Consider the following 15526-nt stretch of genomic DNA (forward strand, 5'->3'; position numbering starts at 1 on the left):
CGCACCAGCCCGCCCCGCGCCCGAACGCCTCCTCCGGGGAACGGCACGCCGCGCCAGGGGGGCCTCATGAGCTTCACCGTCGTCGTCCCGGCGCGCGCCGCCTCCACCCGCCTGCCGGGCAAGCCGCTGCTCGACCTGGGCGGCCTGCCGATGGTCGTGCGCACCGCGCGGCAGGCCGCGCTTTCATCGGCCGGCCGGGTCCTGATCGCCACCGACCACGCCGACGTCGCCCGCGCCGCGGCCGAGCACGGCATCGAAGTCCTGATGACGCGCCCCGACCACCCCACCGGCACCGACCGCCTGGCCGAAGTCGCCACGGTGCTGGGCCTGGACGACGACGCCATCGTGGTCAACGTCCAGGGCGACGAGCCGCTCATCGATCCCGCCCTGATCGACGCCGTGGCGGCCCTGCTGGCGCGGCATGCCGACGCCGCCATCGCCACCTGCGCGGCGCCCATCCTGGACGCCGGCACCCTGTTCGACCCGAACGCGGTGAAGGTGGTCTGCGGCGCCAACGACCGCGCCCTGTATTTTTCCCGCGCCCCCATCCCCTGGGCCCGCGACGCGCTGGCCGACGGCCGGCAGCGCCTGGCCCCCGGGCTGCCGGCCTGGCTGCACATCGGCCTGTACGCCTACCGCGCCGGCTTCCTGCGGCAATTCCCGGAACTGCCCCCGGGCCGGCTCGAACGCGTCGAATCCCTGGAACAGCTGCGCGCGCTGGAACAGGGCTTTCCCATCGTGGTGCACGCCACCGGCGCCGTCCCGGCGCGCGGCGTGGACACGCCCGAAGACCTGGCCCGGGTGCGCGCCCTGTTTGACGAGGGTGAAGCCCCGTCCGCATCGGCTTGAAACCCTGCAGAATCTGCTGCATTGCGGCATAATCGGAAAAATTTGAAAAATAGTGATTGATCGGAGGAAATCATGCGTTTGATTCTGCTAGGCCCCCCGGGGGCGGGAAAAGGCACCCAGGCGGCCTACATCACCGAGGCATTCGGCATCCCGCAGATTTCGACCGGCGACATGCTGCGCGCGGCGGTCAAGGCGCAGACTCCGCTCGGTCTGGAAGCCAAGAAGATCATGGACAGCGGCGGGCTGGTTTCCGACGACATCATCATCGGCCTGGTGCAGGACCGCCTGCGGCAGCCCGACTGCCGGGCCGGCTACCTGTTCGACGGCTTCCCGCGCACCATTCCCCAGGCCGACGCCCTGAAAAACGCGCACGTGCCGCTGGACTACGTGATCGAGATCGCCGTCCCCGAGGAAAACATCATCGAACGCATGAGCGGCCGGCGCGTGCACGTGGCCAGCGGCCGCACCTACCACGTCAAGTTCAATCCGCCCCGGCGCGAAGGCCTGGACGACGAGACCGGCGAGCCGCTGATCCAGCGCGACGACGACCGCGAGGAAACCGTGCGCCACCGCCTGTCGGTCTACCGCGACCAGACCCGTCCGCTGGTGGACTACTACTCCAGCTGGGCGGCCACCGGCGCGGCCGAGGCGCCGCGCTACGCCCAGATCTCGGGCGTGGGCTCGGTCGAGGAAATCCGCGACCGCATCCTCGGCATCCTGCGCGCGCACCACGCCGCCTGACCGTCACCGGACCCCGCCATGGACATCCGCAACCAAGTCATCCTCATCACCGGCGGCGCTTCGGGCCTAGGGGCGGGCACGGCCCGCGCCTTGACGGCCCAGGGCGCCCGCGTGGTCCTGGCCGATGTCCAGGACGAAGCCGGCCAGGCGCTGGCCGCCGAACTCGGCCAGACCTACGTACACTGCGACGTCACCGCCGAGGCCGACGCCCAGGCGGCCGTCGACGCCGCCACGGCGCAGGGCACGCTGCGCGGCCTGGTCAACTGCGCCGGCATCGCGCCGGCCTCACGCATCGTCGGCAAGAACGGCCCGCACGAACTGTCCCTGTTTCGCCGCGTGATCGACATCAACCTGATCGGCACCTTCAACATGGCCCGGCTGGCCGCCCAGGCCATGTCGGCCAACGAACCGCAGGTCACCGGCGAACGCGGCGTGCTCGTCAACACGGCCTCGGTCGCCGCCTACGACGGCCAGATCGGCCAGTCCGCCTACGCCGCCTCCAAGGCCGGCATCGTCGGCATGACGCTCGCCATCGCGCGCGACCTCTCGCGCCTGGGCATCCGCTGCATGACGATCGCCCCGGGCATCTTCGGCACCCCCATGATGTTCGGCATGCCCCAGGAAGTGCAGGACTCCCTGGCCGCCAGCGTGCCTTTCCCGCCGCGCCTGGGCCGCCCCGAGGACTACGCCAAGCTGGTGCTCTCGATCTTCGAGAACGACATGCTCAACGGCGAAACGATCCGCCTGGACGGCGCCATCCGCATGGCGCCGAAGTAGTTTGAGCCTTCTCCGTTCGGCCGCCACCATCAGCGGCCTGACCCTGTTTTCCCGCGTCACCGGCATGCTGCGCGACGTGCTCATCGCGGGCATGTTCGGCGCCGGGCCGCTCACGGACGCGTTCTGGGTCGCCTTCCGCATCCCCAACCTGCTGCGCCGCCTGTTCGCCGAGGGCGCCTTTTCCCAGGCCTTCGTGCCCATCCTGGGCGAAGTCCGGCAGCGCGGCGACCACGAATCCCTGCGCCGCCTGCTGGACCGGGTGGCCCTGCTGCTGTTCGTCGCCCTGTGCGGCGTGACGCTCGTCGGCATGCTGGGAGCCGCCTGGGTCGTCACGGCCATGGCCAGCGGCATGCGCGACCCCGCCCGCGCCCACGAATTCGGCGAAGCCGTGTGGATGACCCGGGTGATGTTCCCCTACATCCTCTGCATGTCGCTGGTGGCCTTCGCCTCGGGCGTGCTCAACACCTTCAGCCGCTTCGCCGTCCCGGCCTTCACCCCGGTCCTGCTGAACCTGTCGATGATCGGAGCCAGCCTGCTGCTGGCCGGGCACATGGCGCAGCCCATCCACGCCCTGGCGGTGGGCGTGATGATCGGCGGCGCGCTGCAGCTTGCGGTGCAGTGGGTCGCCCTGGGGCGCCTGGGGCTGCTGCCGCGCTGGGGCCACGGCCTGCGGGCGGCGTGGCGCGACCCGCTGGTGCGCCGCATCCTGCGGCAGATGCTGCCGGCCACCCTGGGGGTGTCGGTCGCCCAGCTGTCCCTGCTGATCAATACCAACATCGCCACCTGGCTCGCCCCCGGCAGCGTCACCTGGCTGTCCTTCGCCGACCGGCTGATGGAATTCCCGACCGCCCTGCTGGGCGTGGCCCTGGGCACGGTGCTGCTGCCCAGCCTGTCGGCCGCCCATGCCCGCGAGGACCACGCCGCCTACAACGCCCTGCTGGACTGGGGCCTGCGGCTGGTGCTGCTGCTGGGCCTGCCCGCCGCGCTGGGCATGGCCCTGCTGTCCGACGGGCTGGTCGCCGTCCTGTTCAACTACGGCGCCTTTTCCGCCGCCGACGTGGCCCAGACCCGGCTGGCCGTGATGGCCTACGCGGTCGGTCTGCTCGGCCTGCTGGCCATCAAGATCCTGGCGCCCGGCTTCTACGCCAAGCAGGACATCCGCACCCCGGTGCGCATCGCCATCGCGGTGCTGGTGTTCACCCAGCTGATGAACCTGATCCTGGTACCCTGGCTGGCCCATGCCGGGCTCGCCCTGTCCATCGGCCTGGGCGCCAGCGCCAACGCCCTGACCCTGGTGGTCCTGCTGCGCCGCCGCGGGCTGTACGCCCCCCTGGCCGGCTGGTCCGGCTTCTGCCTGCGCCTGCTGCCGGCCCTGGCCGCCCTGGCCGCCGTGCTGCTGGCCGCCGACCGCTACCTGGACTGGATCGCCCTGGCCGCTCATCCGGGCATCCGCGCGGCCTGGCTGGCGGCGGTCCTGGCCCTGGCCGTCCTGGCCTATTTCAGCGCCTTGTTTTTATTCGGTTTTCGCCCCAGAGACTTTACACGCCGGCGTGCATAGGCTAGAATCGCTGTCTTTGACGCAACCCCGAATACAGATAACCTTTATGGCCAATTCCGCTCAAGCCCGCAAGCGCGCCCGCCAGGCCGTCGCTCACAACAAACACAACGCCAGCATGCGCTCGATGCTGCGCACCGCAATCAAGCGCGTGCGCCAGGCCATCGAAGCGGGCGACCAAGCCGCCGCCAACGAAGTCTTCCGCAAGGCCAGCAGCGTCATCGACCGCGTGGCCGACAAGCAGATCATTCACAAGAACAAGGCCGCCCGCCACAAGAGCCGCCTGTCGGCCGCGATCAAGGCCCTGGCCTGATCCAAGCCCCGGGGGCTTGCGCAAGAAAAAGGACGCTTCGGCGTCCTTTTTGCTTTGCACGATGCAGGCATCGGGAGGCTGGGATGCATGAGTTTGTCAGACAAGGCACCCGGATTCGACAGGCACGGGCCTGTCTCCAGCCGTGGCATCCCTCCACCTCGCGCCTTGCAAGGCGCTCGGATTCGACAGGCTGAGCATGGTCCGCAGGGACCATGCTCAGTCCCGTCTCATTCCAATCTCCCCAGCAGCAGGAACTCCATCAGCGCCTTCTGCACATGCAGGCGATTTTCCGCCTCGTCCCAGACCACGCTCTGCGGGCCGTCGATGACCTCGCCGGTGACTTCCTCGCCGCGGTGCGCCGGCAGGCAATGCATGAACAGCGCGTCGGGGTTGGCGGCCGCCATCATGCGGGCGTCCACGCACCAGTCGGCGAAGGCCAGGCGCCGGGCCTCGTTCTCGGCTTCGTAGCCCATGCTGGTCCAGACGTCCGTGGTGACCAGGTCGGCGCCCTTGCAGGCTTCCAGCGGATCGTCGAATTCGCGCAGGATGGTTTCCGGCTGGCCGCCCACGCGCAGCGGATCCAGGCGGTAGCCGGCCGGCGCCGACACGTGCAGCGTGAAGCCCAGCAGCTCGGCCGCCTGCAGCCAGGTGTAGGACATGTTGTTGGCGTCGCCGATCCAGGCGACCGTCCGGCCGCGGATCGGGCCGCGATGCTCGATGAAGGTCAGGATGTCGGCCAGGATCTGGCAGGGGTGGTATTCGTTGGTCAGGCCGTTGATGACCGGCACCCGCGAATGGGCGGCGAAGCGTTCGATGCGCGTCTGTTCGAAGGTGCGGATCATCACCAGGTCCACCATGCGCGACACCACGCGGGCGGTATCCTCGATGGGCTCGGCGCGGCCGAGCTGGGAGCCTTCGGTGGTCAGGTAGATGACCGAGCCGCCCAGCTGGTACATGCCCGCCTCGAACGACACCCGGGTGCGGGTGCTGGCCTTCTCGAACACCATCGCCAGGTTGCGGTCGTGCAGGGTGTGGTGCGGCAGATAGCGTTTGAACTTGTCCTTGATGAGGCGCGCCCGGTCGATGACGTAGAGGATCTCGTCCTCGGAAAAATCGCGCAACTGCAGAAAATGACGCAAAGGCCCGGTCGGATTGGCGGCAGACATGTCAAACCCTGAGTAAAACGGCCATATTACCGTGCGCCCGGGGCGCGTGCAAAACCCTGGGCTCCCCGATCGGATACAATGCGCGGCGAAGGGGATGACACCCGTCCTTGACCTCGCATGCCGCCCGGCCCGCCGCACCAGCGAACCGCGCGCCGCACAGGACGAGTCCCGTCTTTGGAATCACCACATGAGCGACCCTGTCCAGCATTTGATCATCCATGGCAAGACCCTGGAGGGCCAGCGGTTTCGGCCCAGCGACTGGGCCGAGCGCCTGGCGGGGGTCCTGTCCCAGTTCCGGCCGGCCGGTTCCATCGCCAACCCCCTGTCCTATTCCCCCTACGCCATGCCGCGCACGCTGAACGGCCTGCCCTGCGTGATGATCGACCACCGCCTGCGCCAGCTGGAACCGCTGGCCTGGAAATTCGCCTGCGACTTCGCCCACAGCAACCGGCTACAGACCACCGACACGGCCGCGCGCAACGAGGACGCGGACGCCGTGCCGCCGGCCTCGTCGGCCGCCTGAAGCGCCGGGCGGGCGGCCCGCCGCGCGGCGCGGCGGCGTGGACCCGGCGGCTCCGGATCCCCGAGTCGGGGGTTCCGCGCTCCGAGTCCTGAGTCCCGAATCCCGGTTCCGAGCCCTGGATTCCGAGTCCTGGTTCCCAAGTCCTGGGTTCCGTTCCGCGCCGCGAGCTCCATTCCCCTGCGGCTGTGCCAAAATCATCTCATGACGACCCTGGATCTGTTCGGCGATCTCGACCCCGGACGGCGCACGCGCCTGGGGCCGCAGGCCTGGGTGCTGCGCGGCTACGCCCTGCCCCGCGTCGATGCGCTGCTGGCGGCCCTGGCCGATATCGAGGCCGAGGCGCCCTTTCGCCAGATGAAGACGCCGGGCGGCTTCACCATGTCCGCCGCCCTGAGCAGCTGCGGCGCGCTCGGCTGGACGAGCGACCGGCGCGGCTACCGCTACAGCTCCCTGGACCCCGACAGCGGCCGCCCCTGGCCGCCCATGCCCGAGGTCTTCGTCCGCCTGGCGCGCGAAGCCGCCGCCGCGGCCGGATTCGAGGGCTTCGCGCCGGACGCCTGCCTGATCAACCGCTACCTGCCCGGCGCCCGGATGTCGCTGCACCAGGACAAGAACGAGCGCGACTTCGACGCGCCCATCGTCTCGGTGTCCCTGGGCATGAGCGCCGTCTTCCTGTTCGGCGGCCATGCGCGCGCGGACAAGGCGGCCCGGGTGCCGCTCCACCATGGCGACGTCGCCGTCTGGGGCGGCGCGGACCGGCTGCGCTACCATGGAATCCTGCCGCTGGGCGCCCAGCCCCATCCCCTGATGGGCGCCCGACGCATCAACCTGACCTTCCGCCAGGCGGGGTGAAGCCGCGCTCCGGCCCCCCGCAGGAACGACGCGGCCCGCCGACGGCCCCGCCACCGCAAGAAACGGAGTGCCCGCGCCGCGCATCCCGTCTAAGCTGACAGGCATTGCGACACACCAGGACGACGCCATGAATACCTCTTTCCTCGCCCCGGACGAGTCCGGCGCCGACGACGCGCGCCGGCAGGACCCGCACGCCCCTACGCCCCGCGCCACCGCGCAGGCCCGCCATGCCGCCGTGGCGGCGCGGGCCTGCCGCGCCATCGAATCGGCCGCCACGCCCCCGTCGCTGGACGAGCTGGCCGCGCAGGCGGGCCTGAGCCCCTGGCACTTCCATCGCGTCTTCAAGGCCGCCACGGGCCTGACCCCGAAAGCCTACGCCGCCGCGTTTCGTGCGCGCCGCCTGCGCGAGGCGCTGGACGCGGCCGGCGGTTCGGTCACGGATGCGATCTACGATGCCGGCTTCAACTCCAGCAGCCGCTATTACGAGAACGCCGGGCGGATGCTGGGCATGCGCGCGCGGGACTACCGCGCCGGGGGCGCCGGCGCCGTGATCCGCTTCGCGGTCGGCCAGTGCGCACTGGGCGCCATCCTGGTCGCGCAAAGCCGGATCGGCCTGTGCGCCATCCTGCTGGGCGACGACCCGGACCAGCTGGTGCGGGACTTGCAGGACCAGTTCCCCCGGGCCGAGCTGATCGGCGGAGACCCCGGCTTCGAGCGGCTGGTCGCCCAGGTGGTGGGCTTCGTCGAGGCGCCCGCCGTGGGGCTGGACCTGCCGCTGGACGTGCGCGGCACCGCTTTCCAGCAGCGGGTCTGGCAGGCGCTGCGCGAGATCCCGGCGGGCGCCACCGCCAGCTACGCCGAGATCGCCGCGCGCATCGGCGCGCCCAGGGCGGCGCGGGCCGTGGCGCGGGCCTGCGGCGCCAATCCCCTGGCCGTCGCCATCCCCTGCCACCGCGTGGTGCGGCGCGACGGCGACGTGCCGGGCTACCGCTGGGGCGTGGCGCGCAAGCGCGAACTGCTGCGGCGCGAGGAAGACGGGAAACAGCCCGGGAAAATCCGGCAAGACAGCCCGCAATAAACGAACGGGGCTCCCCGAAGGGAGCCCCGCGTCACCTATCCCGCGTTGCGCAGCGCGCATCCCGCGTTCCGCGGCGGGCGGGAAGCACCCCGCGCGCCGCGTCCGGATCACTTCGCCGGCGTGTCCTGCTTGAGCTGGGGGATGTCCGACTGGCCGCTCTTGGTCAGCAGGCCGGCCTGGGTGTAGGTGAACAGCTTGGCGCGCGTGTCCACGATGTCGAGGTTGCGCATCGTCAGCTGGCCGATGCGGTCCAGCGGCGAGAACATGGACTCGCCCTTTTCCATCGTCAGGCGATCCGGGTGGTAGGTCAGGTTGGGCGAGCGCGTGTCCAGGATGGAGTAGTCGTTGCCGCGGCGCAGTTCCAGGGCGACCTCGCCGGTGATGGCGCGCGCCACCCAGCGCTGCGCGGTTTCGCGCAGCATGATGGCCTGGGGATCGAACCAGCGGCCCTGGTACAACAGGCGGCCCAGGCGCAGGCCGTTGATGCGGTACTGCTCGATCGTGTCCTCGTTGTGGATGCCGGTGACCAGGCGCTCGTAGGCGGCGTGCAGCAGCGCCATGCCCGGGGCTTCGTAGATGCCGCGGCTCTTGGCCTCGATGATGCGGTTCTCGATCTGGTCGCTCATGCCCAGGCCGTGGCGTCCGCCGATGCGGTTGGCCTCCAGCATCAGTTCGACCGGATCGGAATATTCCACGCCGTTCAGGGCCACGGGCTGGCCCTGCTCGAAGCGCACCGTGACTTCCTCGGCCTTGACCTCGACATCCTGCTTCCAGAACGCCACGCCCATGATGGGCTGGACGATGCGGATGCCGGAATCCAGGCGCTCCAGGTCCTTGGCCTCGTGCGTGGCGCCGAGCATGTTGGAGTCCGTGGAATAGGCCTTTTCCGCCGACATCTTGTAGTCGAAGCCGTTTTCCTGCATGTACTGCGACATCTCGGCACGGCCGCCGAGTTCGTCGATGAACTGCTGGTCCAGCCAGGGCTTGTAGATCTTCAGGTCCGGATTGGTCAGCAGGCCGTAGCGGTAGAAACGCTCGATGTCGTTGCCCTTGAACGTGCTGCCGTCGCCCCAGATGTGGACGTCGTCCTCGCGCATGGCCGACACCAGCATGGTGCCCGTCACCGCGCGGCCGATGGGCGTGGTGTTGAAATACGTGACCCCGCCGGTGGAGATGTGGAAGGCGCTGCATTGCAGGGCGGCGATGCCCTCGGCCACCAGCTGCGCGCGGCAGTCCACCAGGCGCGCGCCCTGGGCGCCGTAGCGCAGGGCCTTGCGGGGGATCTCGTCGTAATCCGGCTCGTCGGGCTGCCCCAGATTGGCCGTGTAGGCGTAGGGCAGCGCGCCCTTGTTCTTCATCCACAGCAGCGCGGCGCTGGTGTCCAGCCCGCCCGAAAAGGCGATGCCGACCTTCTGCCCGACCGGCAGGTTTTCGAGAATGGTTGTGCTCATGGAAAGGGTCCGGAGAAGCCTGAGATTGAAATCGATCCGGCATTATATCGTCCGCGGCGGCCCGCCCCGGCCGCTGCGCCCGGGGCGGGCCGGGCTGCGCGCCGGCCCGGCATGCGCCGCCCGCGCGCCCTCACCCCAGCGTTTCGTCGAGCCAATCCATGGTCACCGCCGCCGAAAAGGCCAGGTTGCTGGTCTGGCAATGCGCATCCGCGCCCTCCAGGGCGGTGAACAGCCGGGGCGTGCAGGGCCCGCCGACCCCGTCCTGGAATGCCCGCCATTGCCGCAGGGGCTCGGCGCCCTCGCCATCGCCCACCAGCGCGAGCGACGGGCAGCGGATCGCGGCCAGTTCGTCCGCGCTCAAGCTGAAGTCCTTGATGCGGCGATAGGTCTGGACGAAGGTCGGCCGGCCGAAGCGCAGCATGAGGTTGCGTGACATCGCGCGCGTCTGGGCGTTCATCACCGCATCGGGGATGTGCTCGAGGTCGGCCACGCCGAAATCGTCCGACTCGGGCAGCGTCGCCGGGTCGATCCCGGCAAAGGAGACCATGTAGGCGTGCAGGTCGGTGATCGGCGAATTGGGGATCAGCGCCCGGATCCGCGGCTCGTGCGCCGCGATGCGGGAGGCGAAATACCCGCCGAAGCTGATGCCCATCAGGGCCAGGCGGCGCGGGTCCACGCCCGGCTGCGCGAGGACGTAGTCCACCGCCTGCCGGCCGACCCCCTCGAATTCGGGCGCGAAATGGCTGGCCGCGTTGAAGCGCCAGGTGTCCATCTGGCCCGGCCCGGTGAACAGCAGCAGATCGTAGCCGCGCTCGAGCGCCGCCCGGCCGTAGGCGAGATGGGATTCCTCGAGCGTGCCGTCGAATCCGCTGACGATCATCAGCACGCGCCCCCCGGCGCTGCGCGCGCCGCGGATGTGGTAGGCGGGCAGGCGCAGGCCGTCATGCGAGAACCAGAGTTCGGCGCAGGAAGCCTCGTCCCACTGCATCGCCGACAGGAAAGCCTGGCGGCTGGCCAGGCCGTATTCCCGATGGCGGGGATCGTCCACCGGGCAGTAGTATTCCGCCGCGCGGTAGCTGTTGCAGGCCACCAGGTATTGGTCCCGCGCGCTGACCGCGTGCCCGTTGCGCGCGCGCACCGCCGCATCCTCGGACTGGCGCCGGCCGGCCTCGGCGAAGACCTCGGTCCACGAGGCCGGATCGGCATCGCGGATCCGCGCCGCCGCCGCCAGGCATTCCCCGATCGAGGCGCCGCCGTACCGGACCGAGCCCAGCTGGCGCATGAGCTGGTGATCCATTTCAGGGTCCCGGAAGCCCTGCACCCGGGTATGTCCGCGCTCCAGTGCTTCGACCATGTCTCCTCCCGCGGCCGCGCAGGCCTGCCGATCGTTGGTTTTCGCGCCCCGCCGCGGCCCGTGCCCCGCCGCCCCGCTGTGACGCCGCATGTGACGGTATGCTACTTTAATTCGACGCCCTCCCGGCCAATTCCCACAAGGACTCCGCGCATGAGCACGCCTCCCATCAGCCGCTTTCCGATCCCCGACATCGACACCCTGCCCGAGGACATCCGCGACCGCATCCTCGCCGTCCAGGAAAAGGCCGGCTTCATCCCCAACGTGTTCCTCGCCCTGGCCCACCGCCCGGCCGAATTCCGCGCCTTCTTCGCCTATCACGACGCCCTGATGGAAAAGGAAGGCGGCCTGACTCCCGCCGAGCGGGAAATGATCGTGGTGGCGACCTCCGGGGCGAACAACTGCCAGTATTGCGTGATCGCCCACGGCGCCATCCTGCGCATCCGCGCCCGCAACCCGCTGATCGCCGACCAGGTTGCCATCAACCACCGCAAGGCCGACCTGAGCCCCCGCGAAATGGCCATGCTGGACTTCGCCCTGAAGGTCTCGCTGGACGCCCAGGACATCGACGAATCCGACTACCAGGCCCTGTATCCCCACGGCTTCGACGACGAGGACATCTGGGACATCGCCGCCATCGCCGCCTTCTTCGGCCTGAGCAACCGGATGGTGAACTTCATGTCCATGCGTCCCAACGACGAGTTCTACCTGATGGGGCGGCTGCCCAAGGGGACGCATTAGCCACGAGCGCATCGGCGCAAAGCGAAAGCGCGCACCGTTATTTTCTGTGCTAGAATGCACGTCTTTCGGGGACGTAGCTCAGCTGGGAGAGCGTCGCGTTCGCAATGCGAAGGTCGGGAGTTCGATCCTCCTCGTCTCCACCAGAACACCAAAACCGCTTGATTTTTCAGGCGGTTTTTTTTCGTCCGTCTTTTCGGACGGTAGCGGAATCGGGAGCAAACCAATGACGATCCTCCCAAATACCCGTCCCATCACCATGGCCATGTGGGGCTTCGTGGAATTGCATGTTGGGCAACGGTACCGTTCTGCTTGAAATCCTGCGCACAGCATGCGACAAATGATGTTGCATCCACCAATACATATCGAGATATGATATATGTTCGGATATGGCGAACTCTCCAATCTGATCGAAACGGCCGGCGTGTATCCAATGGAAAACGGCTGGCAAGTGGTCATCCGTGCGGATTGGGTCGATGCCACGCCCCAGCAGCCGCACGGCATCGACTACGCGCTCATCCTGCAAGACGAGCACGGCAACCGCATCTTCGGTTTCGACAATGCACACGCCTATGACAATGCACAGGCCGAGGATTGCTGGGACCATGAACACAAGGTCGGTCGTGTCGGGCAGCGGTTTCGCTATGACTTCGTTTCGGGCTCGCAATTGATTACCGACTTTTTCGAGATGCTCAATAGCTATTGCACGCTGCACGGCGTCACAGCGAACTTTATTTCGGACGATGAACATGAGTAAGGTCATCTCGGCTTCCGCGATGCGCGATCGGCTGCTGGCCCGCGTCCAGGCGGCGCCAAAGCATGACGACTGGGTCCGTGTGCTCGGAACACCTGGACATCGGGAATTGCTCGGTCTCATCGCGCGCCATGCGCCCCCCAGCATCGGCGCACTCGCAGAACTCGCCGGACGCGCACAACCCAACGTCAGCAGGACTCTGTCCGCCCTGCACTCCGCCGGTTTGATCGAGGTCGTTTCAGACGGACGTCGCTCCGTGCCACGAATGACCGAAATGGGCATATCCAAGGCACGTGAACTTGGACTGCTTCCAGCGAGCGAAGCGCCGACCGCACCCGATGCCAAAACAGATAGGCTCTTGACGGTCGAGATCGAGTCTCGCCCTACAGATGAAGCCTTCTCCAATGATGTGATCGAAGGCCGTCTGACGGCACGACTCCGGTTTTCTTCACACAAAGAAGAGATCGCCGCCCGGACTTCCGGAGATCTGGATGCGCTGGGACGCCAGTTGCTGGAAAATTGGTGGCGCATTTTTTATCGGCGCGGCGCGCCGTTTCGCCTGTGGGATTTTTCACTGGAGGATCATGCGGCCGGAAGCTATGCGTTGCTCGCCACAGTCCCCGGCTCACGCATCGAACTCCAAGCCAGGAGCAGCACCAACGACCCGCTGCACCTTGAACGCGAATCGCAGACTTTTCCCGTTTCCACGTTCGAGCAGCTTCTGCTCGACGAATTTCTGCACCCGCTCGCCACCCACCATCTTTCCAGGGGCCGGAGCGCGCGTCCATTGCACGCATTGCTGCGGCGAATCGAGGATTCGCGCGGCCAGCCCGCCGAACGCGCTTTCTGCCGCACCGCTGGCGCGCTCGGCATGACACCTTACGACCTCGGGGATGACCGCGCCGCCCGGATCCGGGCGCTTCTGGAACTCATCCCGGAAGAAGACGCCCGCCTCGATTTCAGTTCGGCGGTTCTCTCCGAAGCGTTGGATAAAGGCTGGCTTTGGACGAGCCAGCAGCTTGAAGTGTTTCGACGGCGCAACGCGATGCCCGTCCTCAGGCAGCTACACACCCGTTGCGCGAAACAGCCAAACACCGCGACACGGCCTTACCAGCACGGTTATGCCCTGGCACGCGAAACACGCGCCCTGTTGAATCTCGCCGAAGATCAGCCCGTCGGCGGCATCGAAGGGCTGTCGAGGCTACTCGGCGCCATCGATACGATCGGCCTCAGTACCAAGGCACCAGGGTCGCTGCGCGCGTTCCAGAGCATGGAAGGCGACGTACCCACCCTCATCATAGAGGACGAAGGGCCGCACGCGAGCGCCTTTGTCCTGGCACGCGGCATGGGGGATTTCATTGCCTTCGGCAGCCGCGCAGCCTGCGTGGCTGATCTCTACACCGACCGCCAGGCAGTGGGCCGCGCCTTTGCCGCCGAATTCATGGCGCCAAGGGATGCGGTGGTCCGGATGATGGAGGAGGAGGATCATCCAATCGCAACGGTCGCCGACCATTTCGGCGTCCAGACCTCGGTCGTGCAGCATCAGTATGAAAACAGCTTTCGCAGGTTTTCATCGCCCGCCTGACTCGCGCGGATTGCGATGGGCATTGCAGCGCGTCACCAGAAGCCGTCGCGCATCCCCTGCGCAGGGCGGACGCCGCTGCGCGCCGGATGGCGGCCGCCCATGTCCCGGTACCCGGTGGGGATGCCCAGCCTGCGCCGCTCGGCGATGAACCAGTCGCGCGGCAGGCCCATGTCCTCCAGCAGATAGTCGTCCAGCTCGAGCAGATGCCGCAGCGCCCGGCGGCCGCCGGACCGGCATCGGTACCCCCAACGATCGCCGAACCGGCACCGAAAGGACGGAAGGATGCCCCGGAGCCGGGGCGCCACGGGCTGCGCACGGAAAACCGCCCGCACCGTATCGAAAGCGTCGTTCATCATCCGCATCTCCATCATCCGCATCATCCGCATCCATAGGCGCCGTTCGCCCAGGCGAACAGCACGTCGGCCTCCAGCCAGGCGCGGAACAGCCAGCCCAGCGCCCAGGCGCCCGCCCCGGCCAGCAGGACGCGCCCGGGCACGCCGGGCCACGACGCCCTGCTCATGGCCGCACCAGGCGCAGCCCCGGCCCGTCCGACGCCGCCAGAGGGGTGTCGTCGATCAGCCAATGCGCGGCGGCGGCCACGCATCCGATGGCGATCGCGCCGATCCAGAGCCATTCGTAGGAATGCGTGCGGTCGTAAACCCACGCCCCCAGCCACACACCGAAGAAGCCGCCGACCTGATGGCCGAGGAAGACGATGCCGAACAGGGTCGCGACGTAGCGCAGGCCGAACATCCGCAGCACCAGCTCGTTGGTCATCGGCGCGGTGCCCAGCCACAGGAACCCCATGACCAGGGCGAAGGCATAGGCGCTCGCCGCCGTGACCGGCATCGACAGGAACAGCAGCATGGCCGCCACCCTGACCGCGTACAGGCCCGCCAGCAGGTGCTTGATGCGCCAGAGCCCGGCCGATCGGCTGCAGGCATAGGTGCCGAAGATGTTCGCCAGCGCGATCAGGGCCAGGGCCGTGCCGGCCTGCTCCAGGCCCAGCCCATGCTGCAGCAGGTAGGCGGGCAGATAGGCCGCAATGAAGGCCAGTTGGAAACCGCAGGCGAAGAACCCCAGGTTCAGCAGCCAGAAGCCCCGGCGGCGCAAGGCGTCCCGAACGGAAGCGCCGGGCGGACGGCCCGGAAGCCCCGCCTGCTTTTCCAGGACACGGGCACGCAGCGGCAGGGCCAGCGGCAGGCTCGCCAGCACCAGCAGGCCCAGGACGGTCGCGGCGTTCTGCCAACCCGCTCCGGCGAGCAGGTGCTGAACGAAGGGCACCAGGCAGAACTGCCCCAGGCCGCCGATGGCGCCGGCGACGGCCAATGCCCAGCCGCGCCGCCGCGGCTCGAAAATGCGGGACAAGGCGCCGTAGACGGTGCCGAAGGCCGTACCCGACAGAGCGATGCCGATTAACACGCCGTGGCTGGCGATGAAGCCGGCGGGTCCCCCGGCTTGGGCCATCAGATACAGGCCCAGGCCATACGCCAGGATCCCGAGGCACAGCACCCTGCCGGAACCGTAGCGGTCGGCCACCAGGCCGGTCACGGGCTGCGCCAGGCCCCAGACGAGGTTCTGCACAGCCAGGGCCAGGCCGAACGTTTCCAGGGGCCAGCCATGGCTGGACGTCACCGGCTGCATGAACAGGCCCTGCGTATGCCTGATCCCCAGGGACAGGCCCATGAGGACGCCGCCGGAAATGACGATCGCCCAGCGGGATGCGGCGGTCGGGGAAGCGTTGGCGTTCATTAGAAGGCTCCATGGGATCGAAATGCGTGGGCGGTCCGTCC

At 68.3% G+C, this 15526-nt stretch carries 17 protein-coding genes and 1 tRNA gene; 12 read left to right on the forward strand and 6 right to left on the reverse strand.

What is annotated here, in order from left to right:
- Positions 1–66 precede the first annotated feature (66 nt).
- The 5 genes from kdsB to rpsT all read left to right on the forward strand — a co-directional run bounded on the left by kdsB (position 67) and on the right by rpsT (position 4235).
- Complete coding sequence (gene kdsB / locus BN940_RS11115) at positions 67–849, forward strand: 3-deoxy-manno-octulosonate cytidylyltransferase (protein ID WP_043683030.1); 783 nt, start codon at positions 67–69, stop codon at positions 847–849.
- A gap of 72 nt (positions 850–921) precedes the next feature.
- Entirely contained in the window at positions 922–1590 is a 669-nt protein-coding gene (gene adk, locus BN940_RS11120; protein WP_043683033.1) for an adenylate kinase, read from the forward strand.
- An 18-nt stretch (positions 1591–1608) separates the two neighbouring features.
- Positions 1609–2367 carry a 3-hydroxyacyl-CoA dehydrogenase gene (locus tag BN940_RS11125; RefSeq protein ID WP_043683036.1) on the forward strand — a complete coding sequence of 253 codons (759 nt, stop codon included), beginning with the start codon at positions 1609–1611 and terminating at the stop codon, positions 2365–2367.
- Between the two features lies 1 nt (position 2368).
- Positions 2369–3925, forward strand: a complete 1557-nt coding sequence (gene murJ / locus BN940_RS11130) for a murein biosynthesis integral membrane protein MurJ (RefSeq protein WP_043683038.1) — start codon at positions 2369–2371, stop codon at positions 3923–3925.
- A 46-nt stretch (positions 3926–3971) separates the two neighbouring features.
- Positions 3972–4235: a 30S ribosomal protein S20 gene (gene rpsT, locus BN940_RS11135; protein ID WP_043683041.1), complete on the forward strand. Its 264-nt coding sequence runs from the start codon at positions 3972–3974 to the stop codon at positions 4233–4235.
- Positions 4236–4462: 227 nt separating this feature from the next.
- Here the strand turns inward: rpsT and argF are convergent, their stop codons facing one another.
- Positions 4463–5401 (reverse strand): ornithine carbamoyltransferase, encoded by a 939-nt coding sequence (gene argF / locus BN940_RS11140; RefSeq protein WP_043683044.1) that lies wholly within the window; start codon positions 5399–5401, stop codon positions 4463–4465.
- 187 nt (positions 5402–5588) lie between these two features.
- Between argF and BN940_RS11145 the strand changes: the two genes are divergently transcribed.
- The 3 genes from BN940_RS11145 to ada all read left to right on the forward strand — a co-directional run bounded on the left by BN940_RS11145 (position 5589) and on the right by ada (position 7854).
- Positions 5589–5924 (forward strand): DUF3579 domain-containing protein, encoded by a 336-nt coding sequence (locus BN940_RS11145; protein WP_052355800.1) that lies wholly within the window; start codon positions 5589–5591, stop codon positions 5922–5924.
- 201 nt (positions 5925–6125) lie between these two features.
- Positions 6126–6776 carry a DNA oxidative demethylase AlkB gene (gene alkB, locus BN940_RS11150; RefSeq protein WP_043683047.1) on the forward strand — a complete coding sequence of 217 codons (651 nt, stop codon included), beginning with the start codon at positions 6126–6128 and terminating at the stop codon, positions 6774–6776.
- A gap of 127 nt (positions 6777–6903) precedes the next feature.
- Entirely contained in the window at positions 6904–7854 is a 951-nt protein-coding gene (gene ada / locus BN940_RS11155; protein ID WP_084330651.1) for a bifunctional DNA-binding transcriptional regulator/O6-methylguanine-DNA methyltransferase Ada, read from the forward strand.
- 107 nt (positions 7855–7961) lie between these two features.
- Here the strand turns inward: ada and argG are convergent, their stop codons facing one another.
- Positions 7962–9305 carry an argininosuccinate synthase gene (gene argG / locus BN940_RS11160; protein WP_043683050.1) on the reverse strand — a complete coding sequence of 448 codons (1344 nt, stop codon included), beginning with the start codon at positions 9303–9305 and terminating at the stop codon, positions 7962–7964.
- Positions 9306–9435: 130 nt separating this feature from the next.
- Positions 9436–10659 carry an alpha/beta hydrolase family protein gene (locus BN940_RS11165; protein WP_043683053.1) on the reverse strand — a complete coding sequence of 408 codons (1224 nt, stop codon included), beginning with the start codon at positions 10657–10659 and terminating at the stop codon, positions 9436–9438.
- 150 nt (positions 10660–10809) lie between these two features.
- On the opposite strand from BN940_RS11165, the gene BN940_RS11170 reads away from it, so the two are divergent.
- From BN940_RS11170 to BN940_RS18590, 4 genes are all read left to right on the forward strand, one after another.
- Positions 10810–11397 (forward strand): peroxidase-related enzyme, encoded by a 588-nt coding sequence (locus tag BN940_RS11170; protein ID WP_043683055.1) that lies wholly within the window; start codon positions 10810–10812, stop codon positions 11395–11397.
- A gap of 67 nt (positions 11398–11464) precedes the next feature.
- Positions 11465–11540 (forward strand) — tRNA-Ala (locus BN940_RS11175).
- A gap of 233 nt (positions 11541–11773) precedes the next feature.
- Entirely contained in the window at positions 11774–12151 is a 378-nt protein-coding gene (locus BN940_RS11180) for a toxin-antitoxin system TumE family protein (protein ID WP_043683058.1), read from the forward strand.
- Positions 12144–13733, forward strand: coding sequence for an HVO_A0114 family putative DNA-binding protein (locus tag BN940_RS18590; protein WP_158386283.1), 1590 nt, complete (start codon positions 12144–12146; stop codon positions 13731–13733). The genes BN940_RS11180 and BN940_RS18590 overlap by 8 nt, the downstream gene beginning before the upstream one ends.
- 32 nt (positions 13734–13765) lie before the next feature.
- Here BN940_RS18590 and BN940_RS11190 read toward each other — a convergent pair whose 3' ends face one another.
- The 3 genes from BN940_RS11190 to BN940_RS11195 are packed head-to-tail and all read right to left on the reverse strand — an operon-like array spanning position 13766 to position 15485.
- Positions 13766–14089: a hypothetical protein gene (locus tag BN940_RS11190; protein ID WP_148304950.1), complete on the reverse strand. Its 324-nt coding sequence runs from the start codon at positions 14087–14089 to the stop codon at positions 13766–13768.
- Positions 14090–14109: 20 nt separating this feature from the next.
- Entirely contained in the window at positions 14110–14253 is a 144-nt protein-coding gene (locus tag BN940_RS19265) for a hypothetical protein (RefSeq protein ID WP_158386285.1), read from the reverse strand.
- Complete coding sequence (locus tag BN940_RS11195; protein WP_052355801.1) at positions 14250–15485, reverse strand: MFS transporter; 1236 nt, start codon at positions 15483–15485, stop codon at positions 14250–14252. Before BN940_RS11195 ends, BN940_RS19265 begins: the two co-directional genes overlap by 4 nt.
- Positions 15486–15526: the final 41 nt, after the last annotated feature.

This window comes from Castellaniella defragrans 65Phen, from assembly GCF_000612685.1.
GTDB classification, from domain to species: Bacteria; Pseudomonadota; Gammaproteobacteria; order Burkholderiales; family Burkholderiaceae_B; genus Castellaniella; species Castellaniella defragrans.